Origin of the sequence: Geodermatophilus pulveris (assembly GCF_900188375.1) — a bacterium.
GTDB lineage: Bacteria > Actinomycetota > Actinomycetes > Mycobacteriales > Geodermatophilaceae > Geodermatophilus > Geodermatophilus pulveris.
Window position 1 is genome coordinate 195,943 of sequence record NZ_FZOO01000005.1, and the last position, 22,983, is coordinate 218,925.

A 22,983-nucleotide genomic window follows, 5' to 3' on the forward strand; every position below is an offset into this window, starting at 1 on the left:
CGAGCCGCCGGGCCCGCCCCCGGGGGAGGACGGGCCCGGCCGGCCGAGTCCCGGTGTCAGCGCTCGACGTCGCCCCGGATGAAGGCCTCGACGGCGTCTCGGGCCTCGCTGTCGTCGTACTGCACCGGCGGGCTCTTCATGAAGTAGGCCGACGCCGAGAGGATCGGGCCGCCGATCCCGCGGTCCTTCGCGATCTTCGCGGCGCGGACGGCGTCGATGATGATGCCGGCGGAGTTGGGGGAGTCCCAGACCTCGAGCTTGTACTCCAGGTTCAGCGGGACGTCGCCGAAGGCGCGGCCCTCCAGGCGCACGTAGGCCCACTTGCGGTCGCTGAGCCACGGCACGTGGTCCGACGGGCCGATGTGCACGTTGCCCGCGCCCATGTCCCGGTCCACCTGGCTGGTGACCGACTGGGTCTTGGAGATCTTCTTGGACTCCAGCCGCTCGCGCTCGAGCATGTTCTTGAAGTCCATGTTGCCGCCGACGTTGAGCTGCATCGTGCGGTCCAGGTGCACGCCGCGGTCCTCGAACAGCTTGGCCAGCACGCGGTGGGTGATCGTGGCGCCCACCTGGCTCTTGATGTCGTCGCCGACGATCGGCACGCCCGCCGCGGTGAACCTCTCCGCCCACTCCGGGGTGCCGGCGATGAACACCGGCAGCGCGTTGACGAACGCCACGCCGGCGTCCAGCGCGCACTGCGCGTAGAACTCCGCGGCCTGCTGGGAGCCGACCGGCAGGTAGCAGACCAGCACGTCGGCGCCCGACTCGCGCAGCGCGGCGACGACGTCCACCGGCTCCTCGTCGGACTCCTCGATCGTCTCCCGGTAGTACCGGCCCAGGCCGTCGAGGGTGGTGCCGCGCTGCACGGTCACGCCCAGCGGGGGGACGTCGCAGATCGTGATGGTGTTGTTCTCGCTGGCCACGATGGCCTCGGACAGGTCGCGGCCGACCTTCTTGGCGTCGACGTCGAACGCCGCGACGAACTCCACGTCGGAGACGTGGTACGCGCCGAAGCGGACGTGCATCAGGCCGGGCACCGACGTCGTCTCGTCGGCGTCGCGGTAGTGGTGGACTCCCTGCACCAGCGAGGCGGCGCAGTTGCCGACTCCGACGATGGCGACCTTGACGGATCCCATGGAGATCTCCTTCTGACCGTGTGCGGTCGGTGGACACGGACCGTGGACGGTCCTGCTCGGGGTGGCGGGCGGGGCTGGCCCACCGGGTCATCGGGCCGGTCAGGGACGCGGTGGCGCCGGCGGGTCGCCGGTGTCGGCGCCGCCGTCCCGGGGCGGCTGGCCGTCGGTCAGCTCCCGGTCGATCAGCTCGGCGAGCCACCGGACCTCGCGGTCGACGGAGTCCAGGCCGTGGCGCTGCAGCTCCAGGGTGTAGCGGTCCAGCCGCTCCCGGGTCCGGCTCAGCGAGGCCCGCAGGCCCTCGCGCTGCCGCTCGACGGTGCGCCGGCGGCCCTCCAGGATGCGCAGTCGCACGTCCGCGGCGGTGTGCCGGAAGAAGGCCAGCCGCACGCCGAACAGCCCGCCGTCGTCGTAGGCCTCCGGGCCGGACTGGCCGACCAGCTCGTGGAAGCGCTCCTTGCCCTCGGCGGTGATCGTGTAGACCACCTTGCCCCGCCGGCCGGTCAGCGGAGGGGCGTCGGCCGGCAGCGGGGCGCGCGGGTCGGGCTCGTCGGTGGTGACGTACCCGGCGGCGTGCAGCCGCTTGAGCGCGGGGTACAGCGACCCGTAGGAGATGCTGCGCAGCCCGCCGAGCACCTGGGCGAGCTGCTTGCGCAGCTCGTAGCCGTGCATCGGCGCCTGGTGCAGCAGGCCCAGGATGGCGAACTCGAGCACGTCGCCCTCCTCCCGCTGTCCTGCGGACCGATGTATCGGGACGATACATCAAGGACCCCGGTGCCCCCACCGCTCGCAGGCTCGCGGCGGGACCCTGCACCGGGCCGGAGGACCGGCCCGGGAGGTCGCCCGGGCCGTTGGAGGGCTTCCGCCGTCACCTGCGTTGCGTACATTGACGCCGTGCCCGGACGTCGATCCGTCGTGGACTACGCGCTGCAGCGGCGCGCCGTCCTCGCCGACGTGTACGCCGGCCGCACGGGGCTCTCGGAGGTCTGCGACGCCAGTCCGTACCTCACCCGGGCGGCCAGGTACCACGGTGAGGCCACGGACCTCACCTGCCCGGTGTGCCGCAGAGAGCGGCTCACGCTGGTCCACTACGTCTACGGGGACCGGCTCGGTCCCACGGCCGGCCAGGCGAAGACGCCTGCCGAGCTGGCCCGGATGGACCGGGCCCAGGAGGAGTTCTCCGTCTACTCCGTCCAGGTGTGCCGCGGCTGCGGGTGGAACCACCTGGACTGCTCCTACCTCCTGGGCGCCGAGCCCGACCCGGAGCGCCAGCCGCGCCGGTCGCGGCGGCGGGTGGCCACCGAGTAGCCGGCACCGGGCCGCCACCCGGCGTGACGTCATCCGCGTCACACGGGGAACACGGAGTGCCCCGCGTGGTCGTTGGGACTGCCGGGCGCCCCTGCGCAGCGGGTCTCCCCCGCCCGTACAGCTGAAGACGCCACCCTGGGCGCCGGACGTGTGCCGTCCCGCGCGCCCACCGGAACCGCGAACCAGAGAGGGGCCCCGCGTGCCTCCCCACGACGAGACCTCACCGGTCGGGCCACGCAGCGGCTCGGTCCGCCGTCCGCCGTCCGGTCGCACCGCCGGTGCCTCGGGCGGGGGCGGCCGCCCCCCGGTGGGCAGGGGCCGGCCACCGGCCGGCCGCGGGGGGCGGGCGACGGCGACCCGCGGCGGCCCGCCCTCCCGCGGCACCGGCGGGCCGGCGCGGTTGCGCACGCAGCGCCGCAGGCGCCGGCTCAAGGTCCTCCTCGGGCTGGTCGCCGGCGCCTTCCTGCTGCTCGGCGTCTTCGTCGGCGTCGTCTACGCCACCACCGAGGTGCCCGACCCGGACTCGGTGCAGAACGCGCAGACGACCGTCGTCCACTACTCCGACGGCACCACCGAGATGGCCCGCCTCGGCGCGGAGAACCGCACCAACGTGCCGATCGGCGAGGTCTCCCCGCAGGCCCGCAACGCCGTCCTGGCCGCGGAGAACCGCAGCTTCTACACCGACCCGGGCATCTCGGCGACCGGCATCCTGCGCGCGGCGTGGAACAACCTGACCGGCGGCTCGACGCAGGGCGGCTCGACAATCACCCAGCAGTACGTCGGTCTGTCGTTCCTGGACAACGACGCCACCTACCAGGGCAAGTTCCAGGAGCTCTTCCTCGCCGTGAAGCTGGACAACACGGCCACCAAGGACGAGATCCTGGAGAGCTACCTCAACGCCATCTACTTCGGCCGCGGCGCCTACGGCATCGAGGCGGCCGCGACCACCTACTTCGGCGTCCCGGCCAGCCAGCTCACCGCCCAGCAGGGCGCCGTGCTGGCCGTCCTGGTCCGCAACCCGACCGTGTACGACCCCGAGAACAACCCCGAGGGCGCGCAGGACCGCTGGGGCCTCGTGCTCGACGGGATGGTCGAGGAGGGCTGGCTGACCCAGCAGGAGCGCGACGCCTCGGTGTACCCGCCGGTCCTGCCGCGCACCGGCACCAACCTGGGCATCCCCAGCGGCCCGGAGGGCCTGGTCGTGCAGCGCGCCATCGCCGAGCTGGAGGCCAAGGGCTACGACGAGCAGCAGCTGCGCGCCGGTGGCCTGCGGATCACCACCACGGTCGACAAGCGCTACCAGGACGCCGCCATCTCCTCGGTCGCCGAGGTCATGGAGGGCCAGCCGGACCCGCTGCGCGAGGCCCTGGTGGCCATCGACCCGCGGACCGGGGCGGTGCGCGCCTACTACGGCGGGCCGACCGGCTCCGGCGACGGCGCCGTCGACTACGCCCAGGCGCTGCGCCAGCCCGGCTCGTCGGTCAAGCCCTACGTGCTGGCCACCGCGCTGGAGGACGGCATCGGCGTCACCGCCCGGCGCGACGGCTCCTCGCCGAAGACCTTCCCCGACCGCCCGCAGCCGGTCACCAACTCCGGGGGCGCCTCCTGCGGTGCCTGCACGCTGATGGAGGCGATGACCCGCTCGCTGAACACCACCTACTACGGGCTGGCCTACGAGGTCGGCGCCGACCGGGTGCGGCAGAACGTCCTGGAGGCGACCGGCCTGCCGGAGACCTGGCCGGCCGACCCGTCGTTCGGCTCGCTGGCCGGCAAGAACACCCTCGCCGACCCGGAGACCGGGGGGACCGGCGCCTCGATCGGCATCGGCCAGTACGAGATGCGCCCGATCGACCAGGCGCACGGCTTCGCCACGCTGGCCAACGAGGGCGTCGAGCACGAGCCGTTCTTCGTCTCCCGGGTGACCGACACCCAGGGCGCGGTGCTGCTGGACTACGACGGCGACGCCGGCGACCGGGTTCTCGAGGCCGACGTCGTCAACGACACCACCTACGCGATGACCGACGTCGCCGCGTACTCGCGCCGCTCGCTGGACGGCGGCCGTGAGGTGGCCAGCAAGACCGGCACCCAGGGCCGCGGCGCGGACAACTCCGACGCCTGGATGGTGGGCTTCACCCCGTCGCTCTCCACGGCCGTGTGGATGGGCAACGACTCCCCCGCCGACCCCATCGAGGACGCCAGCGGCCGGATCGTCTACGGCTCGGGCCTGCCCGGTGCCATCTGGCAGACCTTCATGGACACCGTGCTGGCGGACACCCCGGAGGAGGACCTCCCCGACCGGGCGCTGATCCGCGGCGACACCGGCGAGGGCGTCCCGGAGCCGGCCCCGCGGACCCGGGCGCCCGACCCGGTGACCGCGCAGCCGACCCGGCCGTCGGCGCCGTCGACGCAGTCGTCGGCCCCGCGGACGCAGTCCTCGGCCCCCCGCACCCAGTCCTCGGCGCCGCAGACCCAGTCGTCGGCCCCGCCGTCGGCCCCCGCCGGGCGGTCGACGGCCGCCGAGGCCCCGGACGTCGCCGGCGGCCGGCCCGCCGACCCGGCCACCGGCACCGAAGGTGCCGCCGACCCCTCCGAGGGGCAGTCGCCGACCCGGTGACCCCCTCCCGGCGGGGAGACTGATGGCATGAGCACGCAGCCGACGGGCCCGTCCGCACCAGCGGACGGGCCCGTCGTCTCGCACCGGCCCGACCGCGTCGTCCCCAGTTGGACCGACCCGGTCGTGGCGCAGGCCAGCGAGGCGGTGGGCGGCCCGTGGGGCCGGCACGCCGTCGCCGGGCGCGCGTCGTTCTGGACGCCGCTGCGGGTGTGCCTGCTGTTCACCACCGCCGTCCTGGCGCTGGCCTGGCTCAAGCAGGCCCCGTGCTCCGACGGGGACTGGACCGGGTCGTTGCAGTACACCCACCTCTGCTACTCCGACCCGGTGCCGCTGTTCGGCGTCTACGGGCAGGGCGAGGGGGCGCTGCCCTACTGGGACGCCCGGGTGGAGTACCCGGTGCTGACCGGTGCGGTGATGGCGCTCGCCGCCCTGCTGTCGGGCTGGTACGACGGGCTGGCGGCCGCCGCCGGGGTGCTGCCGGCCGTGCCGCCGGTGCAGAGCTACACGGTGGTGACCGCGCTGCTGATGACGCTGTGCGCGCTGGTCGTCACCCGCGCCGTCCTGCCGCTGACCGGCCGCCGGCCGTGGGACACCGCGATGGTGGCCCTGTCACCGGTCCTGCTGGTCTACGCGTTCAACAACTGGGACCTGCTGGCCGTCGCGCTGGCCACGCTCGGGATGTGGGCCTGGGCCCGGCAGCGGCCGGTGCTCGCCGGGGTGCTGCTCGGGCTGGGCGTGGCCGCCAAGCTCTACCCGGTGCTCGTGCTCGGCGCGCTGTTCGTGCTGTGCCTGCGGGCCGGGCGACTGGGCGCCTGGGTACGCGCGGCGCTGGCGGCGGCCGGTGCGTGGCTGGCGGTCAACGTGCCCGTGGCCCTGGCCGCGCCGGAGAACTGGGGCTGGTTCTTCGCCTTCAGCCGCCAGCGGCCGGCCAACCCGGAGTCCGTCTGGAACGTGCTGCTGACCGCCACCGGCGAGCGGGTGCTGGACGGGCCGCTGGCCGAGGGGGAGACGCCGGCGGTGCTCAACGCGGTCGTGGCCGTCCTGCTGCTCGCGTTGGCCGCCTGGGTGGCCTGGCTGGTGCTGTCCGCCCCGGTGCGGCCCCGGGTGGCCCAGGTGGCCTTCCTGCTGGTGGCCGGCTTCCTGCTGCTCAACAAGGTCTACAGCCCGCAGTACGCGCTCTGGCTGCTGCCGCTGGCCGTCCTGGCCCGCCCGCGGTGGCGCTCGCTGCTGGTCTGGCAGGCCACCGAGGCGCTGGTGTGGGTCATGACGATGCTCTACTACCTGGGCACCGCCAACCGCGGCGTCGAGGTGCAGTGGTTCTTCGCCGCCGTGCTGCTGCGCGACGTGGTCCTCGTGGCGCTGGTGGTGGCCGTCGCCCGCGAGGTGCGGCGCCCGGACGACGACGTCGTCCGCACCAGCTGGCCCGGCGTCGACGACCCCGCCGGGGGCGTCCTGGACGGCGCCCGCGACCGGGTGACCCTCGACGGCGGGCGGCTGCGCGCCCGCCCGGCACCCGCGGCCACGACTGCGGTGCGCCCGCTGCCCTGAGCGCCCGGCTCCCGCGTTCCACGTGGAACGCGACCGACCGTCACCCGAGGGCTCGGCGCACCATCTCGATCTCCCCCGCGTGGCCAGCCGCGTCGCCGGGGGTCTCCAGCACGACCGGGCAGTCCGCGGCCCGGGCCACCTCGAGCAGCAGCTCGGCCGGGATCTCACCATCGGCCAGCGGGGCGTGCCGGTCGCGGCTGGAGCCCTGCGGGTCCCGGCTGTTGTTCAGGTGCAGCAGGTCGACACGGCCGGTGACCGACCGGACGTCGTCCACCGCGGTGGCGAGGTCCCAGCCGGCGGCCCAGGCGTGGCAGGTGTCGAGGACGAAGCCGGCGCCGAACCCGCCGACGGCGTCCCACAGCCGGGCGAGGGCGTCCAGGTCGCGGGCCATGGCGTTGCCGCCGCCGGCGGTGTTCTCGATGAGCAGCGGCAGGGGGAAGCCGCCGTCGTCGGCCTGCCGGGCGAAGGTCTTGCGCCAGTTGTCGACACCGGCGGCCGGGTCGTCGGTGCCCAGCACGTGACCGCCGTGCACCACCATGCCGCGGGCGCCGACGGCCGCGGCCACCTGCGCGTGCTGGACGAGCGTCTTGCGGCTGGGGATGCGGATGCGGTTGTTCGTCGAGGCCACGTTGAGCACGTACGGCGCGTGCACGAAGACGGCCGTGTCGCCGGCGAGCAGCGCGAGCTCCTCGGCCGACAGGCGCGGCGCCTTCCACCCCTGCGGGTCGCCCAGGAAGAACTGCACGCCGTCGGCGTCCATCTCCGCGGCACGGGCCAGCGGGCCGCCGCCGTCCATCCCGCCGTCCTGGGTCAGGCCGGGGCCGACGTGCACGCCGATCGGGTGAGCTGCCACGCGACCGAGCGTAGGAGGCCCCCCGACCGGACGGTCCGGGCGGCCCGGCCGGCGCTGGTAGGCTCGCCGGAGCGCGTTCCCCCGGTGTCGTCACCGGGCGGGGCGCGCGACGCGTGTACGACCCTCCTGCTGCAGAACGACTGCAGCCGCCTGAGACCAGAGGAGGTGGGGTTCTCCGTGCGTCGCTACGAACTGATGGTCATCCTCGACCCCGACCTGGAGGAGCGCACGATCGCTCCCTCCCTCGACCGGTTCCTCACCGTCGTCACCAACTCCGGTGGCTCCGTGAAGACCGAGATCTGGGGCCGCCGCCGGCTGGCCTACGAGATCAAGAAGCAGGTCGAGGGCATCTACGCCATCGTCGACATCCAGGCCACGCCCGCCGCGGTGGCCGAGCTCGACCGGCAGCTGAACCTCAACGAGTCGGTCCTGCGCACCAAGCTGATGCGGCCCGAGGTCCACTGACCATGGCCGGCGAGACCGTCATCACCGTCATCGGCAACCTCACGTCGGACCCGGAGCTGCGGTTCACGCCCTCCGGCGCCGCGGTCGCCAACTTCACCGTGGCCTCCACGCCGCGGACCTTCGACCGCCAGTCGCAGGAGTGGAAGGACGGCGAGGCGCTCTTCCTGCGCTGCAACGTGTGGCGGCAGGCGGCGGAGAACGTCGCCGAGTCGCTGACCCGCGGGTCGCGGGTCATCGTCTCGGGCCGCCTCAAGCAGCGGTCGTTCGAGACCAAGGAGGGCGAGAAGCGCACCGTCGTCGAGCTCGAGGTCGACGAGATCGGCCCGTCGCTCCGCTACGCCACCGCGAAGGTCACCAAGGCCTCCCGCGGCGAGGGCGGCGGTGGCGGCTTCGGCGGCGGCGGTGGCGGTGGCGGCTTCGGTGGGGGCGGCGGCGGGTCCAGCGACCCGTGGTCCACCCCGGCGCCGTCGTCCGACGAGCCCCCCTTCTGAACAAGGGCCCCGTCCTCCTCACCCCTCGCAGGCTCGGGGTGAGCCTCTGGACGGGGCCGCCCCTCGCCCCCACGCCTCGCTCCGCCCGGCGTGGGCCCCTGCGAGGGGGTCGTTCCACCCCATCACTTCCTGGAGAACCCAGTGCCCAAGCCCCCCGTCCGGAAGCCCAAGAAGAAGGTCTGCCAGTTCTGCAAGGACAAGGCGACCTACATCGACTACAAGGACACGACCCTGCTGCGGAAGTTCATCTCCGACCGCGGCAAGATCCGTGCCCGCCGCGTCAGCGGCAACTGCAGCCAGCACCAGCGGGACGTCGCCGTGGCCGTGAAGAACAGCCGCGAGATGGCCCTGCTGCCCTACACCTCGACGGCGCGCTGACCATGAGCACCCAGAAGCTGATCCTGACGCAGGAGGTCACCGGTCTCGGGTCCTCCGGTGACACGGTGGAGGTCAAGGGCGGGTACGCCCGCAACTACCTCCTGCCCCGCGGCCTGGCCATCAGGGCCACCCGCGGTGCCGAGAAGCAGGTCGAGTCGCTGCGCCGGGCGCGGGCCACCCGCGAGGTGCGCTCGCACGAGGAGGCGCAGGCCGTGGCCGGGCGCCTGTCCGGCCTCACGGTGCAGGTGCCGGCGCGCGCCGGTGAGGGCGGCCGGCTGTTCGGCCGCATCACCACCGCCGACGTCGTCAACGCCGTGACCGCCGCCGGCGGCCCCGACCTCGACCGGCGCCGGGTGGAGCTGCCCAGCAGCATCAAGACCACCGGCCAGCACACGGTCACCGTCCGGGTCCACTCCGACGTGACCGCGCAGCTGACCATCGAGGTCGTCCCGGGCTGAGGGAGGCCCCTCACGGGACTCCCAGCACCCCGCGGGGGGCGCCGGACCGCGGTCCGGCGCCCCCCGCGGCGTCTCCGCCTGCTCGGGGGCACGGCGTCCTCCCGGGCTGTGGACGTGGGACCGCTGGGACGCCTGCGGCCACCTCCGCGACACGAGACGTACGCCACGGAGATTTCTCGCGGATTTCTCCCGTCCACACCCGGTGGGTGGCCCCCGTGCAGGTCAGGCGCGTGACGCGGGCGGCGGCGCCGCGGCGTCCCCCGCTGTCTCCACATGTCGACACGTCTGTGTCCACCGACTTGTCCACAAGTTGTGCAGAAGCGCGTGCACACCGGTGTTGGACGGGTCCCCCTCGTCCTTCCTAACGTCCTCCCCAGCTCCTGAGGTGCGGAACTGTCGGTCCCTGCCGGTAGGAAGGGCCCGAACACGCGTTCGAGTCAGGTGCACAGCGTGCTGGTGCTCCCCCACCAGGCCCCGGCGGTACCGCCGGGGCCTGCGCGCGGGTGTGCCGTGAGTGGATGGAGGACCACCCCGTGGCGTTGGCCGACGACTTCAGCCGACCGACCCCGACGGCGCCGGCGTACGACCGGCAGCCGCCGCAGGACGTCGCGGCGGAGCAGTCGGTGCTCGGCGGCATGCTGCTGAGCAAGGACGCCATCGCCGACGTCGTGGAGGTGCTGGGCGGCACGGACTTCTACCGCCCGGCGCACCAGGTGATCTTCGACTGCATCCTCGACCTGTACGGGCGGGGCGAGCCGGCCGACGCGATCACCGTGGCCGCCGAACTCAACCGCACCGACCAGCTGTCGAAGATGGGCGGCGCGGTCTACCTGCACACCCTCATCCAGTCCACGCCGACGGCGGCCAACGCCGGGTACTACGCCGCGATCGTGGCCGAGCAGGCGGTGCTGCGGCGACTGGTCGAGGCCGGCACCCGCGTGGTGCAGCTGGGCTACGGCGCGGCGGGCGGCAAGGGCGACGTCGACGACATCGTCGACCGCGCCCAGCAGGAGATCTACGACGTCACCGAGAAGCGCATGAGCGAGGACTACTCGCGCCTCGAGGACGTCCTGCAGCCCACGATGGACGAGCTGGATGCCATCGCCTCGCGCGGCGGCACCGCGCGCGGCGTGCCCACCGGCATCCGCGACCTCGACGAGCTCACCAACGGCCTGCAGGGCGGCCAGATGGTCGTCATCGCGGCCCGTCCCGGGGTTGGCAAGAGCACGCTGGGTCTGGACATCGCCCGGTCGGCGACGGTGAAGCACCAGCTGGCCACCTGCATCTTCTCGCTGGAGATGAGCAAGCACGAGATCACCATGCGGCTGCTGTCGGCCGAGGCGAAGGTGCCGCTGCACCACATGCGGGCCGGCACGCTCTCGGACGAGGACTGGTCCCGGCTGGCCCGCCGGATGGGGGAGATCGCCGACGCACCGCTGTACATCGACGACTCGCCGAACATGACGATGATGGAGATCCGGGCCAAGGCGCGGCGGCTCAAGCAGCGCAACGACCTCAAGCTCGTGGTGATCGACTACCTGCAGCTCATGACGTCGGGCAAGCGCGTCGAGAGCCGCCAGCAGGAGGTCTCGGAGTTCTCCCGCGCGCTCAAGCTGCTGGCCAAGGAACTCGACGTCCCGGTCATCGCGATGAGCCAGCTCAACCGCGGTTCGGAGCAGCGCCAGGACAAGAAGCCGATGCTCTCCGACCTCCGCGAGTCCGGTTGTCTCCCGGCCGGGACGCGCGTCCTGCGCGCCGACACGGGCGCCGAGACGACCATGGGCGAGCTGTTCGCCGGCGGCGCGACCGACGTCCCGGTCTGGGCGCTGGACGACAACCTGCGGTACGTGCGCCGGCACCTGACCCACGTCTTCTCGACCGGCCACGAGGACGTCTTCCGCCTCACCACGTCGTCGGGCAAGACGGTGCGGGCCACGGCGAACCACCCGTTCCTGACCTACGACGGCTTCCGGCCGCTCGGTGAGCTGGCTCCCGGTGACCGCATCGCCGTGCCTCGGCACGTGCCCGCGCCGGACCGGATGACCGTCTGGGAGGACGAGGAGGTCGTCCTCCTGGCGCACATGATCGGCGACGGCAGCGTCGTCCGGCGGCAGCCGCTGCGCTACGCCTCCGTCGACGAGGCGAACCTGCGCGCGGTCACCACCGCGGCCCTGCACTTCGGCGTCATCGCGGTCCGGGACGAGTACGCCGCCGCCCGGTGCACCACGTTGCGGCTGCCCGCTCCCTTCCGGCTCACGCGCGGCCGTCGCAACCCGATCGCGGCCTGGTTCGACGACCTCGGGCTGTTCGGCTTGCGCAGTCACGAGAAGTTCGTGCCGGAGCCGGTGTTCTCGCTGCCGAAGAAGCAGATCGCGGTGTTCCTCCGTCATCTGTGGGCCACCGACGGTTCCGTCACGGTGAACAGGAACGGCCGCGGCGGACGCGTCTACTACGCCTCGACCAGCCGCCGGCTCGTCGACGACGTCTCCCGTCTGCTCCTGCGCTTCGGCATCTCCTGCCGCGTCCGCCGGGTGCGGAAGGCCGGCTACCGGGACGGCTGGACGCTCGACCTCAGCGGCTGCGACGACCAGCGGCGCTTCCTCGGCGAGATCGGGGTCCACGGAGCCCGCGGTGAGGCCGCCGAGCGCCTGCTGGAGATCGTCCGGGAGCTGTCCGGCAACCCCAACGTGGACACGGTGCCGGTGCAGGTCTGGGAGCGCGTGCGGGCGGTCCTGGAGGAGAAGGGCATGAGCCACCGCGCCTTCGCCGCCGCCATGGACTCCGCGTTCTGCGGCAGCACCATGTGGAAGCGCTCCCCCAGTCGCGAGCGGCTCGGGCGGATCGCGGCCGTCCTCGACGACGCGGACCTGGAGATGCAAGCGGTCAACGACCTGTTCTGGGACGAGGTCGTGTCGATCGAGCCGGACGGTGCCGAGGAGGTCTATGACGCGACGGTGCTCGGCGGCCACAACTTCGTGGCCGAGGGGATCGTCGTCCACAACAGCATCGAGCAGGACGCCGACATGGTCATGATGATCCACCGCGAGGACATGTACGAGAAAGAATCTCCGCGCGCGGGAGAGGCCGACATCATGCTGGTCAAGCACCGCAACGGCCCGACCGCGAACGTCACGGTCGCCTTCCAGGGCCACTACAGCCGCTTCGTGGACATGGCCAACTGACCGGTCGCTGGGCGTCCCGGCGGGAGGACGGGAGGGGTGGTGGACGCGGACGGCCGGCAGGTGATCGAGCAGGAACTGGCGCTGCTCGACCCCGAGGTCCGCGGCGACGCGGACCGGGTCCGGTCGTACCTGCACCCCGACTTCGTCGAGTACGGGGCCTCGGGGCGGGTGTGGGACCGCGCGTCCATCACCTCGGTGACCAGCGGGACGACCGGGGTCATCACCGCCGCCGACGTGCAGGTCCGCCGGCTGGGTCCCGGCGCCGTCCTCGTCACCTACCGGTCCCAGGCCTCGGACCGGCGCGCGCTGCGGGGTTCGGGTCTGAGTCCGCGGGCCCGGACCGGGCTGGCTCTTGCTGTTCCACCAGGGGATGCCCTGCGGGTGAACCCGCGGGCCCGGGTCCGTCCGGCGCCGGTGCCGGCCCCAGGGGGGCAGGCCCTGAAGACCTGGTCGGAGGAGCACGTCGAGGCGATGGCCACGGCCCGGGAGCGCCACGACTGCGGCTCGGGCGGCACCGCGCCGGGGCACACCCGGCGGCCGACCGGGCACCCGCGGTGGTGATCCCGGTCACGGTGGGCTAGGAAGGGACTCCCCACAGTTTGGAGATCCCGTGCAGCGACGACGCGTGCCCCGGGCGACCTCGTCGGTCCTCGGCGTCCTGGCCATGACGGCCACCCTCACGGTCACCGCGGCCCCGGTGGCGGCCGGCTCGCCACCGCCGCGGCCCGTGTCGGTCTTCCCCTCCGACGACCTGACCGTCCGCGACCCGGCCCAGCTGACCGGGCGCCGCGTCGCCCTGCCCACCGGCGACTGCGGGCAGCCGGTGCTGTGCGGCCTGGTCCGCGAGCTCAACGAGCTCGACGGCTTCGACCTCGACCCGCGGATCGCCGTCCGGTTCGACGGGGTGGTGGACCCGGTGGAGGCCGCGGGGCGGATCCGCGTCGAGGCGGTCGACGGCCGGTGGCGCACCGGTGTGGACCGGGTCGTCTGGGACCCCGGCACCACCACCCTGTACGCGCATCCCGCCGAGCAGCTCGCGCCCGGCACCACCTACCGGATCCGGGTGGACGCCGGCCGCGGGGGCAGGGGCGGGGGCGAGACGTTCACGACCGCCAGCGCCACCGACGGCCTGCTGGACCTGCGCCGGCAGATCGACAGCGGCGAGGCCGCCACCGTCGCCGGCATCACCGACGGCGGGCTGCAGGTCGACGGCGCGTTCCCCGTGGCCGGCACGGTGCTGCGCTGGGCCCGCGACACCGGCACCACCGACCCGGCGCCCGAACCGCAGCCGCTGGCCCAGCTGCCGCCGACCAGCACGCTGGCCCTCGGGTCCTTCCCGGCCCCGTCCTGGCTGGGCCCCGACGTCACCATCGAGCAGACCCCGACCGCGGACGCCGGACCCAAGCCCGTGGGCGCCGACCGGCTGCCGTTCCTCGCCGTCCTCCCGCCCGGGCCGGCGCCCGACGGCGGCTGGCCGGTCGCCGTCTACGGGCACGGCTTCACCCGCTCCACCGCCGACGTCCTGCTCGCCGCGGCCACCAACGCCCGCAGCGGCATCGCGACCGTCGCCACCAACGTCGTCGGGCACGGCTCCGGCCCGGACAGCCGCTGGCTGGTCACCAGCCCGACGGGTGAGCGGGAGCTGCCCACGTACGGCCGCGGGGTCGACCAGAACGGCGACGGCACCATCGCCACCACCGAGGGCTCCTCGGCGACCGGCGACGCCGCCCCGGCCACGTCCCGCGACGCGCTGCGGCAGACCGCCGCGGACGTCATGACGCTGGTGCGCGCGGTCGGCGGCACCGACGTCGACGCCGACGGGTCGGCCGACCTGTCCGGCGAGGACGTCACCTACTTCGGGCAGAGCTTCGGCGGCATCTACGGCACCATGCTGACCGGCGCCGACGAGACGGTCGCCCGCTCGGTGCTCAACGTGCCCGGCGGCCCGATCAGCGAGATCACGCGGCTGTCGCCCGCCTTCCGGCCGGGGACGGAGGCCGCCCTGGCGGCCGCCGGGCTGCTCAACAGCGACGACCCGACCCGCAACCGCTTCCAGGAGCAGATGCCCCTGCGCGGCGAGGGGCCGGTGACGGTGACCGTGCCGGGTGCGGTGGAGATCCAGGAGTACCTGGCGCGGGCCACCTGGCTGTCCCGCGCCGGCAGCCCGGAGACCTTCGCCCCGCTCATCGAGCCGGAGCGGGTGGTGTTCCAGGTGGCGTTCGGGGACCAGACGGTGCCCAACCCGACGTCCTACACGGTCGTCGACGCCGGGGACCTGTGGTCGCGCACCAGCCTCTACCGCAACGACCGCACGCCGCAGGCGGGCCTCAACCCGCACGGCTTCCTGCTCGACCCGCGGTTCTCCCCCGGGACGCAGCAGGCCCAGCAGCAGGTGGCCGCCTTCCTCGGTGACGGGGAGGTCGTCGACCCCGACGGTTCGCTGCCGGTGTGGGAGGTGCCGATCAGTGACCCGGCGCTGCTGCTGCCGCTGAACTACCCCTCGCCCGCGACGCGGCCCTGACCGGCGGGAGCCACTGATCGGCGGACCAGGACGGATGGACGCCAGGGGCCCGGAACCGTGTCGGTTCCGGGCCCCTGGCGTTCGACGGTCACCCGAGGGCGGCGTTCCTCAGGCCTCGGCGGCGGCCGCGGCCCGCGTCAGGCGCACGCCGGCGGTCAGCTTGCGCTGCAGGGTGCGGCGGACCTTGGGACTGCCCGTGGTCATCTTGTAGAGCACCGCCAGCTGCGGCAGCAGGTTGCGGCGGTTGGTCAGCTCCAGCCAGCCGTTCGGCAGCGACAACCGGATGATCTTGTGCCAGGCCGAGCCGACCTGCTGGGGCAGCGGCGCGGTGTGGTAGTTCAGCCCGTAGCGGTCGAACAGGTCCCGGATCCGCGGCGCGATCTCGGCGTACCGGTTGCTCGGCAGGTCCGGGAACAGGTGGTGCTCGATCTGGTGGGACAGGTTCCCGGTCATGACGTGCATCGCCTTGGACCCGGAGATGTTCGCCGAGCCGAGCATCTGGCGCAGGTACCACTCGCCGCGGGTCTCGCCCTCGATCGACTTCTTCTCGAAGGTCTCGACGCCCTCGGGGAAGTGGCCGCACAGGATGACGGAGTTCGTCCACAGGTTGCGGACCAGGTTGGCGGTGAAGTTGGCCGCCAGCGTGGAGAGGAAGTTCGGGCCCGACAGCAGCGGGTGGATGACGTAGTCCTTGCGCACCTGGGCGCCGATCTTGCCCAGCACGGCCTTGAGGCGGGCGCGGAACTCCGGGTCGCCGGTCTGCTTCCTGGCGATGACCGCGCCCAGTTCCAGGTCGTAGGCGGCGATGCCGTACTCGAAGAAGCAGGCGTTGATGAAGCTCCACAGCGGCTGGCCGAGGTGGAACGGCTGCCACGGCTGGTCCTCGTCGACGCGCATGATGCCGTAGCCGAGGTCGTTGTCCTTGCCGACGACGTTCGTGTACGTGTGGTGCAGCTCGTTGTGCGAGTGCTTCCACTGGTCGGCCGGGCTGACGATGTCCCACTCCCACGTCGTGGAGTGGATCTTCGGGTCGCGCATCCAGTCCCACTGGCCGTGCAGGATGTTGTGCCCGATCTCCATGTTCTCGAGGATCTTGGCCACCGTGAGGCCGACCGTGCCGAGGACCCACGCCGGCGCGAAGCCGGAGGCCAGCAGGACGGCGCGGCTGCCGAGCTCGAGCTTGCGGTGGACGTCGATCACCTTGCGGATGTAGCGGGCGTCGGCCTCGCCACGGGTGTCGATGACGCTCTGCCGGATGTCGTCGAGCTCCTTGCCGAGGAGCTCGATGTCCTCGGGGGTGAGGTGCTCGATCGGGTTGTCGGCCTTCTTCTGCAGCACGGTCATGCGGGGCTCCCAGCGGTCTCGGGGGTCAGTGGTCGATGTCGCAGGCGCCGGCGGCGGCGCTGATGCAGGTCTGGACGAGCACGCCGTCACCGGGGACGGCGGTGGTGACCTCGCCGGTGCGCAGGTCGCGGACGGCGCCCTCGCGCAGCGGCAGGACGCAGCCGAAGCAGATGCCCATCCGGCACCCGCTGGGCATCAGGACGCCGGCGGCCTCCGCGGCGTCCAGGATCGGGGTGGCGCCGTCGGCCTCGACGGCCGCGCCGTTCCGGGTGAAGGTGACCGTGCCGCCCTCACCGGGGACCAGCACCGTGGCGCGGAAGCGCTCGGTGAACAGCCGGTCGGCGATGCCGGCGGCGCTCCAGTGCTCCTCCAGGGCCTCGAGCATGGCCACCGGCCCGCAGGCCCAGGTGGCGCGCTCGGCCAGGTCGGGCACCAGCGCGGCGATCGCGGCGGCGTCCAGCAGCCCGGCGGTGTCGGTGTGCTGCTCGACCAGCCGGATCCGGCCGGCGGCGGCCAGCTCGCGCAGGTCCGCGCCGAAGACGACGTCGTCCGGCGTGGGCGCCGAGTGCACGACGACGACGTCGCGGAGCTCGTCGTGGTTGCGCAGGATGCCGATGACCGGGGTGATGCCCGAGCCCGCGGTGACGAACAGGACCTTCTGCGGCGCCTGCGCGGGCAGCACGAACTCCCCGGTGGCCTGGTCCAGGTGCACCAGGGTGCCCGGCCGGGTGCGGTGCACCAGGTGGTTGCTCACCTTGCCTCCGGGGATGGCCTTGACGGTGATGCTGATGCAGCCGTCGGGCCGGTCCAGGTGCGAGGTCAGCGAGTAGGCCCGCCACATGCGCACGCCGTCGACGTCGATGCCGATGCGCACCCACTGGCCGGGCACGTGCCGCTGCCAGTCGGCGCCGGGGCGGATGACCAGCGTGGCGGCGTCCCGGGTCTCCCGGTGCACGGCGACGACGCGCCCGCGCAGGTCGGCGCCCGCGCGCAGCGGGTTGACCATGTCCAGGTAGTCGGCCGGCAGCAGCGGCGTGGTGGCCAGCTCGGCGAGGCGCAGCACCCGGTCGCGCAGGCCGCCGAGCGCCGAACGGGCCGGCGACGGGCGCGGGACGGTGGCAGTCACACCTCGATGGTTCCCAACGCAGCGCGCAATCACCTGTGTCCTGGACGTGAACCTCGGGCGGCATACTGTCCCGGCCGAACAAGAGGAGGTCCGGTGGCACCCGAGCAGGACACCTTCCCGCCCGAGGTGGCCGCGGCCATGCTCGCCGAGCTCCCCGCCGTCGCGGAGCAGACCGTCGCGGCGATCGTCGTCGAGGTGCCCAGCTACACCGAGGCGTTCACCGGGCCGATGGGCCGCCGCATCGAGAGCGCCGTCCAGCTGGCGCTGGGCGGCTTCCTGGAGCTGGCCAGCGGCGGTGTCGACCCCAGCCGGCCGGTCGGCCCGGCGCTGGAGGAGGCGTTCAAGCTCGGGCGGGGCGAGGCGCGCACCGGCCGGCCCATGGACGCGCTGCTCGCCGCCTACCGGGTCGGCGCGCGGGTGGCCTGGCGGCACATGAGCGAGACCGCCGTGGCCGCGGGGATGCCGGCCGGGGCGCTGGCCCGCTTCGCCGAGCTGGTGTTCGCCTACATCGACCAGCTGTCGGCGGCCAGCGCCTCCGGGCACGCCGACCAGCTCGACACCAGCGGCCGGCTGCGCCGCCGGCACCTGGAGCGGCTGGCCGACCTGCTGCTCACCGGCGCGCCCCCCTACGACCTCACCAGCGCCGCCGAGCGCGCGGACTGGACGCCGCCGCGGACCCTCACCGCCGTGCTGGTGCCCGAGGCGCGGGTGCGCGGCGCGCTCGGCGTGCTCGACGGCCGCACCCTGCAGGCCGGCGAGGACCTGCCGGGCGCGGAGTCCGGCGGCGAACGCGTGGTGCTGCTCGTCCCCGATGCCGAGGGGTACGCCCGCACCCAGCTGGTCCGCGCGCTGACCGGGCGCGAGGCGGTGATCGGCCCGACCCGGCCGTGGCAGCAGGCCCGGACGTCGTACTCGCGGGCGCTGCGGGCGGTGCAGCTGGACCTGCAGCCGGACGGCGACCTGCCCGTGGACACCGAGCTGCGGCTGGCCGACCTGGTGCTGCGGGCCGACGGCGAGGCGCTGGCCGACCTGCGCGCCCAGGTGCTCGGCCCCCTCGACGGGCTGGGCCCCGGCCCGCGGGAGAAGCTCGTCGAGACGCTGCGCTCCTGGCTGCTGCACCACGGCCGCCGGGAGCGGGTCGCCGCCGAGCTGTTCGTGCACCCGCAGACCGTCCGCTACCGCATGGGGCAGCTGCGCGAGCTCTACGGCAACCGCCTCGAGGACCCCCGCTCGGTGCTGGAGCTCACCCTCGCCCTGGCGCTGGCGACCCCCTGAGCCCGGGCCCCGGACCGCGCCCCGCCGGTCAGGGGGCGGGGCGGAGGACGGCGACCAGGAACTCCGACCCGCCGGTGAACGGGCGCAGGTCCCACGTGGACAGCAGCAGGTCCTCGGCCCAGCCGGCCGCGCGGGCGTCGTCCCGGAAGTCGTCGAAGGCGTAGCCGCGGCCGGCCCCGAAGCCGATGACCGCCCGCCCGCCGTCGGCCACGTGCGCACGCAGCCGGGCGAGCACCGGCCGCCGGGTGGACGGCGCCACGAAGGCCATCACGTTGCCGGCGGACACGATGACGTCGAAGGGGTCGGGGACGCCGCGCGCGGGCAGGTCCAGCTCGGCCAGGTCGCCGACCAGCCACCGCGGCCCGGGGTGGTCCTCCTCGGCGGCGGCGATCAGCACCGGGTCGACGTCCACCCCGACGACGTCGTGCCCGGCGCGGGCCAGCCAGCCGCCGGTGCGCCCCGGGCCGCAGCCGGCGTCCAGCACCCGGGAGCCGCGGGCCAGCATCGCGTCGACCGTGCGCGCCTCGCCGGCCAGGTCGAAGCCCTGCGCGGCGAGGTCACGGAACCGCTGCACGTAGGCGGCCGAGTGGCCCGGGTCCTGCTCGGTGATCCGCACCCACGCGCTCCGCTCGACCATGCGCCCATCCTCGCCCGGACGCTGCGGGCACCGATGACCGGCACCGAGGACCGGGCACCGGTGCCCGGCGCGGTCACGGCCGCCAGTCCGGCGGGTCGGCCGGGTGCAGGGCGGGGTCGTCGGAGGCCAGCGTGCGCACCGGTCCGGGCGGGGTCAGCGGGCCCTCGAAGCGGACGGTGACCCGCCCCAGCCCACGCCCCCACACCCACCCGGGGCCGAGGTCGTCGTGCCGCACGTCCTGGCCGGGCCACCACCGCGCCTCGGCGGTCAGCGTCCCGGGCGCCTCCTCGGCCGGCTCGTCGACCGGTGCCGGCCCGTCGTCGGCCGGCTCGTCGTCGGCGGCGAACAGGTCGCCCTGGGCGTAGAGCGACAGCCCGGAGACGCCGACGCCGAGCAGCCGCAGCCCGCCCTGCGTGCCGGCCTCGGCGAGCAGCCGGTGCGCGACGGCGGCGATCACCCGCGGGTCGTCCGTCGGCTGCGGCAGGGTCTGGGAGCGGGTGAGCGTGGTGAAGTCGTAGCGCCGCAGCTTGAGCGTCACCGTCCGGCCGGAGTAGGCGGCGCCGCGCAGCCGGCTGCCGACCCGCGCGGCCATGCTCTCGACGTGGCGGCCCAGCACCGCCCGGTCGGTGAGGTCGCGGGCGAAGGTCTCCTCCTGGGAGATCGACTTGGCCTCCCGCTCGGCCACCACCGGCCGGTCGTCCTCGGCGCGGGCCAGCGCGTACAGCCCCGTGCCGTGCGCCCGACCGGCCAGCGCGACCAGGTCCGACAGCGGCTTGGCGGCCAGGTCGGCGACGGTCGCCACGCCCACCTGGCGCAGCCGCTCGGCCGTGGCCGGCCCCACGCCGCCCAGCCGGGTCACCGGCAGCGGGTGCAGCACGGCCAGCTCGCCGCCCGGCGGGACGACGACCAGCCCGTCGGGCTTGTCCAGGTCGGAGGCGATCTTGGCCATCAGCTTCGAGGACCCGATGCCCACCGACCCGGTCACCCCGCCGGTGGCCGCCGCGATCCGCTCCTTGAGCTCGCGGGCCAGCGCCGTCACGCCGTCCACGGACAGGTCGGTGACCCCGCCGGCGGACAGGTCGACGTAGGCCTCGTCGATCGACACCGGCTCCACCAGCGGGGACACCTCGCGCAGCAGCCCCATGACGACGTCGGAGGTGCGCCGGTAGGCGGCGAAGCGGCCGCCGAGGAACGCCGTCCCGGGCGGGCAGCGCCGCCGCGCCTCGGCCGTCGACATCGCCGAGCGCGCCCCGTAGGCGCGGGCCTCGTAGGACGCCGTCGCCACCACGCCCCGGCCGCCCGTGCCGCCGACGACCACCGGCCGCCCCCGCAGCGAGGGCTTGTCGCGCTGCTCGACCGCGGCGAAGAAGGCGTCGAGGTCCAGGTGCAGGATGCCCGCCTCCCGCCGCACGCCCCACCTCCCCGCCCGTCGTCCCGCCCCATGGTCGCCCGTCCTCCGCCCGGGTGAGAGCGGACGCCCCGGAGCCGGATCTCGTTGATCACCGGCACCCCCGCCTGCCAGTGTCGGGCGGACACCGACGGGAGAGGGGCAGCGTGGAGGTCCTCTTCCTCGTCCTCGGGGCGTTCGGCGTCGGCGTCCTGCTGCTGGCCCTGGTCGTCGGCGAGATCGGTGACCTCGGCGACGCCGACGGCCCGTTCTCCGTCCCGGCGCTGGCCGCGCTGGCCGGCGGGGTGGGCTTCGGCGGCGCCGCGGCCGCGTCGCTGCTGCCCGAGGACCTGCCGGACGCCGGCCGGGCCGCGCTCGCGCTCGCCGCCGGGCTGGCCCTCGCCGTCCCGCTCGCCTGGGCCGCGGTCCGGCTGTCCCGCGGGCTGGGCGACATGCCGACCGCGCCCACCCTGACCCGCCACCACCTGGTCGGCGCCCAGGGCGTCGTCGTGTCCGCCGTCCCGGCGCCGGGCTACGGCGAGGTCCGGCTGGTGCTGGCCGGCCAGCAGCTCAAGTTCGCGGCGAGCAGCGACACGCCGCTGCCCGCCGGCACCCCCGTGTACGTCGTCGAGGCGCGCAGCGAGACCGCCGTCCACGTCGTCTCGACCGCACCCGACCCCGACCCCGGAGGTACCGGTCCGTGGACCTGACCCTGCTCATCGCCCTCGGCGGCATCGCCGTCCTGGTGCTCGTGCTCGTGCTGTTCGTGCTGTCCCGGATCAAGGTCGCCGGGCCCAACCAGGCCTTCATCGTCACCGGCCGGCAGGGCCGGGAGGTCACCAGCGCCTCGGGGATCACCTCCCGGGACGCCTCCGGGCAGAAGGTCGTCATGGGCGCGAGCGTGTTCGTGCTCCCGGTGGTGCAGAAGCTGCACACCCTGGACCTGTCCAGCCGGCGCATCCCGGTGGGCATCCGCGGCGCGGTGTCCAAGCAGGGCGTCAAGTGCGACCTCGAGGGCGTGGCCATCGTCAAGGTCGGCGGCACCGAGGACTCCGTGCGCGCCGCCGCGCAGCGCTTCCTCAACCAGCAGGAGGGCATCGACACCTTCACCTCCGAGGTGCTCGCCGGCGCGCTGCGGTCGATCGTGGGCCGGCTGACCATCGAGGAGATCATCCGCGACCGGGCGGCGTTCGCCTCCGCCGTCGCGGAGGAGGCGGAGTCCTCGCTCACCGGGCAGGGGCTGGTGCTGGACACCTTCCAGCTGCAGGACATCCAGGCCGAGGGCAGCTACCTGGCCGACCTCGGGCGCCCCGAGGCCGCCCGGGTGCTCAAGGAGGCCTCCATCGCCGAGGCGCGCGCCCGGCAGGCCGCCCAGCAGGAGCAGCTGCTCGCCGACGAGGCGATCGCGGTGGCCCAGCGCCAGCTCGCGCTGCGGCAGGCCGAGATCACCGCCGAGACCGACGCGGCCACGGCCCGCGCGGCGGCCGCCGGCCCGCTGGCCCAGGCCGCCCAGGACCAGGCCATCCTCACCGAGCAGGAGAAGGTGGCCGTCCGGACGGCGGCGCTGACCGAGCGGCAGCTGGACACCCAGGTGCGCCGGCCCGCCGACGCCCAGCGGTACAAGGTCGAGCAGGAGGCCGAGGCGCGCAAGAACGCCGCGATCCTCACCGCCGAGGCGCAGCGGCAGGCGACGATCGCCGCCGCGCAGGCGTCCGCCGAGCAGGCCCGGCTCTCCGGTGAGGGCGAGCGGGCCCGCCGGTCGGCGCTGGCCGAGGCGGAGGCGGTCGAGGGCGCCAAGCGCGGCGAGGCCGAGAAACTGCGCCGGCAGGCGATCGCGGACGCCGTCGAGCGCGAGGGCACCGCCGAGGCCGCGGCGATCCTGGCCCGCGGTCAGGCCGAGGCGGAGGCGCTGGACGCCCGCTCGGAGGCGTTCGCCAAGTACGGCGAGGCGGCCGTGCTGGAGATGCTGGTCAAGGTGCTGCCGGAGGTCGTGCAGGCCGCCGCGGCGCCGCTGTCGAGCGTGGACAAGATGACCGTCATCTCCGCCGACGGCGCCGGCGCGCTCGGCCGCTCCGTGGCGGCCAACGTCGCGCAGGGGCTGCAGCTGTCCGGCGACCTCACCGGGGTGGACGTCGCCGCCCTGCTGCGCCGCTTCGCCGCCGCGGACGGCGGGGCCACCCGGATCCCCATCACCACGACGGACGGGGACGGCACCCAGCCGTGATCACCGGCGTCCGGCGGGCCGACACGCCGCAGGGGCCCA

At 74.3% G+C, this 22,983-nt stretch carries 20 protein-coding genes; 13 read left to right on the forward strand and 7 right to left on the reverse strand.

Annotated features, from left to right (window positions below):
* Positions 1-56: 56 nt before the first annotated feature.
* Positions 57-1,136, reverse strand: a complete 1,080-nt coding sequence (locus tag CHB98_RS12370) for an inositol-3-phosphate synthase (RefSeq protein WP_089305898.1) — start codon at positions 1,134-1,136, stop codon at positions 57-59.
* A 99-nt stretch (positions 1,137-1,235) separates the two neighbouring features.
* Positions 1,236-1,847, reverse strand: coding sequence for a PadR family transcriptional regulator (locus CHB98_RS12375; RefSeq protein ID WP_089305899.1), 612 nt, complete (start codon positions 1,845-1,847; stop codon positions 1,236-1,238).
* Positions 1,848-2,027: 180 nt separating this feature from the next.
* Between CHB98_RS12375 and CHB98_RS12380 the strand changes: the two genes are divergently transcribed.
* From CHB98_RS12380 to CHB98_RS12390, 3 genes are all read left to right on the forward strand, one after another.
* Complete coding sequence (locus CHB98_RS12380; RefSeq protein ID WP_245821114.1) at positions 2,028-2,441, forward strand: DUF5318 family protein; 414 nt, start codon at positions 2,028-2,030, stop codon at positions 2,439-2,441.
* A 400-nt stretch (positions 2,442-2,841) separates the two neighbouring features.
* Complete coding sequence (locus CHB98_RS12385; RefSeq protein ID WP_245821115.1) at positions 2,842-5,055, forward strand: transglycosylase domain-containing protein; 2,214 nt, start codon at positions 2,842-2,844, stop codon at positions 5,053-5,055.
* 27 nt (positions 5,056-5,082) lie between these two features.
* Complete coding sequence (locus CHB98_RS12390; protein ID WP_089305902.1) at positions 5,083-6,603, forward strand: glycosyltransferase family 87 protein; 1,521 nt, start codon at positions 5,083-5,085, stop codon at positions 6,601-6,603.
* A gap of 40 nt (positions 6,604-6,643) precedes the next feature.
* Here the strand turns inward: CHB98_RS12390 and CHB98_RS12395 are convergent, their stop codons facing one another.
* Positions 6,644-7,456 carry a deoxyribonuclease IV gene (locus CHB98_RS12395; RefSeq protein WP_089305903.1) on the reverse strand — a complete coding sequence of 271 codons (813 nt, stop codon included), beginning with the start codon at positions 7,454-7,456 and terminating at the stop codon, positions 6,644-6,646.
* A 177-nt stretch (positions 7,457-7,633) separates the two neighbouring features.
* Between CHB98_RS12395 and rpsF the strand changes: the two genes are divergently transcribed.
* From rpsF to CHB98_RS12430, 7 genes are all read left to right on the forward strand, one after another.
* Complete coding sequence (gene rpsF, locus CHB98_RS12400) at positions 7,634-7,921, forward strand: 30S ribosomal protein S6 (RefSeq protein WP_089306018.1); 288 nt, start codon at positions 7,634-7,636, stop codon at positions 7,919-7,921.
* Between the two features lie 2 nt (positions 7,922-7,923).
* Positions 7,924-8,412: a single-stranded DNA-binding protein gene (locus CHB98_RS12405; RefSeq protein WP_089305904.1), complete on the forward strand. Its 489-nt coding sequence runs from the start codon at positions 7,924-7,926 to the stop codon at positions 8,410-8,412.
* A gap of 141 nt (positions 8,413-8,553) precedes the next feature.
* Positions 8,554-8,790 carry a 30S ribosomal protein S18 gene (gene rpsR, locus CHB98_RS12410; RefSeq protein WP_089305905.1) on the forward strand — a complete coding sequence of 79 codons (237 nt, stop codon included), beginning with the start codon at positions 8,554-8,556 and terminating at the stop codon, positions 8,788-8,790.
* Between the two features lie 2 nt (positions 8,791-8,792).
* Positions 8,793-9,248: a 50S ribosomal protein L9 gene (gene rplI / locus CHB98_RS12415; RefSeq protein WP_089305906.1), complete on the forward strand. Its 456-nt coding sequence runs from the start codon at positions 8,793-8,795 to the stop codon at positions 9,246-9,248.
* 518 nt (positions 9,249-9,766) lie between these two features.
* Positions 9,767-12,430 carry a replicative DNA helicase gene (locus CHB98_RS12420; RefSeq protein WP_089305907.1) on the forward strand — a complete coding sequence of 888 codons (2,664 nt, stop codon included), beginning with the start codon at positions 9,767-9,769 and terminating at the stop codon, positions 12,428-12,430.
* Positions 12,431-12,466: 36 nt separating this feature from the next.
* Positions 12,467-12,991, forward strand: a complete 525-nt coding sequence (locus tag CHB98_RS12425) for a nuclear transport factor 2 family protein (RefSeq protein WP_089305908.1) — start codon at positions 12,467-12,469, stop codon at positions 12,989-12,991.
* A gap of 49 nt (positions 12,992-13,040) precedes the next feature.
* Positions 13,041-14,951, forward strand: a complete 1,911-nt coding sequence (locus tag CHB98_RS12430) for a hypothetical protein (RefSeq protein WP_143425081.1) — start codon at positions 13,041-13,043, stop codon at positions 14,949-14,951.
* Positions 14,952-15,059: 108 nt separating this feature from the next.
* Here the strand turns inward: CHB98_RS12430 and CHB98_RS12435 are convergent, their stop codons facing one another.
* Complete coding sequence (locus tag CHB98_RS12435) at positions 15,060-16,295, reverse strand: fatty acid desaturase family protein (RefSeq protein WP_089305910.1); 1,236 nt, start codon at positions 16,293-16,295, stop codon at positions 15,060-15,062.
* Between the two features lie 25 nt (positions 16,296-16,320).
* On the reverse strand, positions 16,321-17,421 hold the full coding sequence (locus CHB98_RS12440) for a ferredoxin reductase (RefSeq protein WP_089305911.1): 1,101 nt from the start codon (positions 17,419-17,421) through the stop codon (positions 16,321-16,323).
* A gap of 93 nt (positions 17,422-17,514) precedes the next feature.
* Between CHB98_RS12440 and CHB98_RS12445 the strand changes: the two genes are divergently transcribed.
* Positions 17,515-18,696, forward strand: coding sequence for a PucR family transcriptional regulator (locus CHB98_RS12445; RefSeq protein WP_218822344.1), 1,182 nt, complete (start codon positions 17,515-17,517; stop codon positions 18,694-18,696).
* A 28-nt stretch (positions 18,697-18,724) separates the two neighbouring features.
* Here CHB98_RS12445 and CHB98_RS12450 read toward each other — a convergent pair whose 3' ends face one another.
* On the reverse strand, positions 18,725-19,333 hold the full coding sequence (locus CHB98_RS12450; protein WP_089305912.1) for a class I SAM-dependent methyltransferase: 609 nt from the start codon (positions 19,331-19,333) through the stop codon (positions 18,725-18,727).
* A 73-nt stretch (positions 19,334-19,406) separates the two neighbouring features.
* On the reverse strand, positions 19,407-20,744 hold the full coding sequence (locus CHB98_RS12455; RefSeq protein ID WP_089305913.1) for a DNA polymerase IV: 1,338 nt from the start codon (positions 20,742-20,744) through the stop codon (positions 19,407-19,409).
* A 143-nt stretch (positions 20,745-20,887) separates the two neighbouring features.
* Between CHB98_RS12455 and CHB98_RS12460 the strand changes: the two genes are divergently transcribed.
* The gene (locus CHB98_RS12460) at positions 20,888-21,430 is read left to right on the forward strand and encodes an NfeD family protein (RefSeq protein WP_218822345.1); all 543 of its coding nucleotides are present in this window, start codon (positions 20,888-20,890) and stop codon (positions 21,428-21,430) included.
* On the forward strand, positions 21,421-22,944 hold the full coding sequence (locus tag CHB98_RS12465) for a flotillin family protein (RefSeq protein WP_245821116.1): 1,524 nt from the start codon (positions 21,421-21,423) through the stop codon (positions 22,942-22,944). The genes CHB98_RS12460 and CHB98_RS12465 overlap by 10 nt, the downstream gene beginning before the upstream one ends.
* The last annotated feature ends 39 nt before the right edge of the window (positions 22,945-22,983 follow it).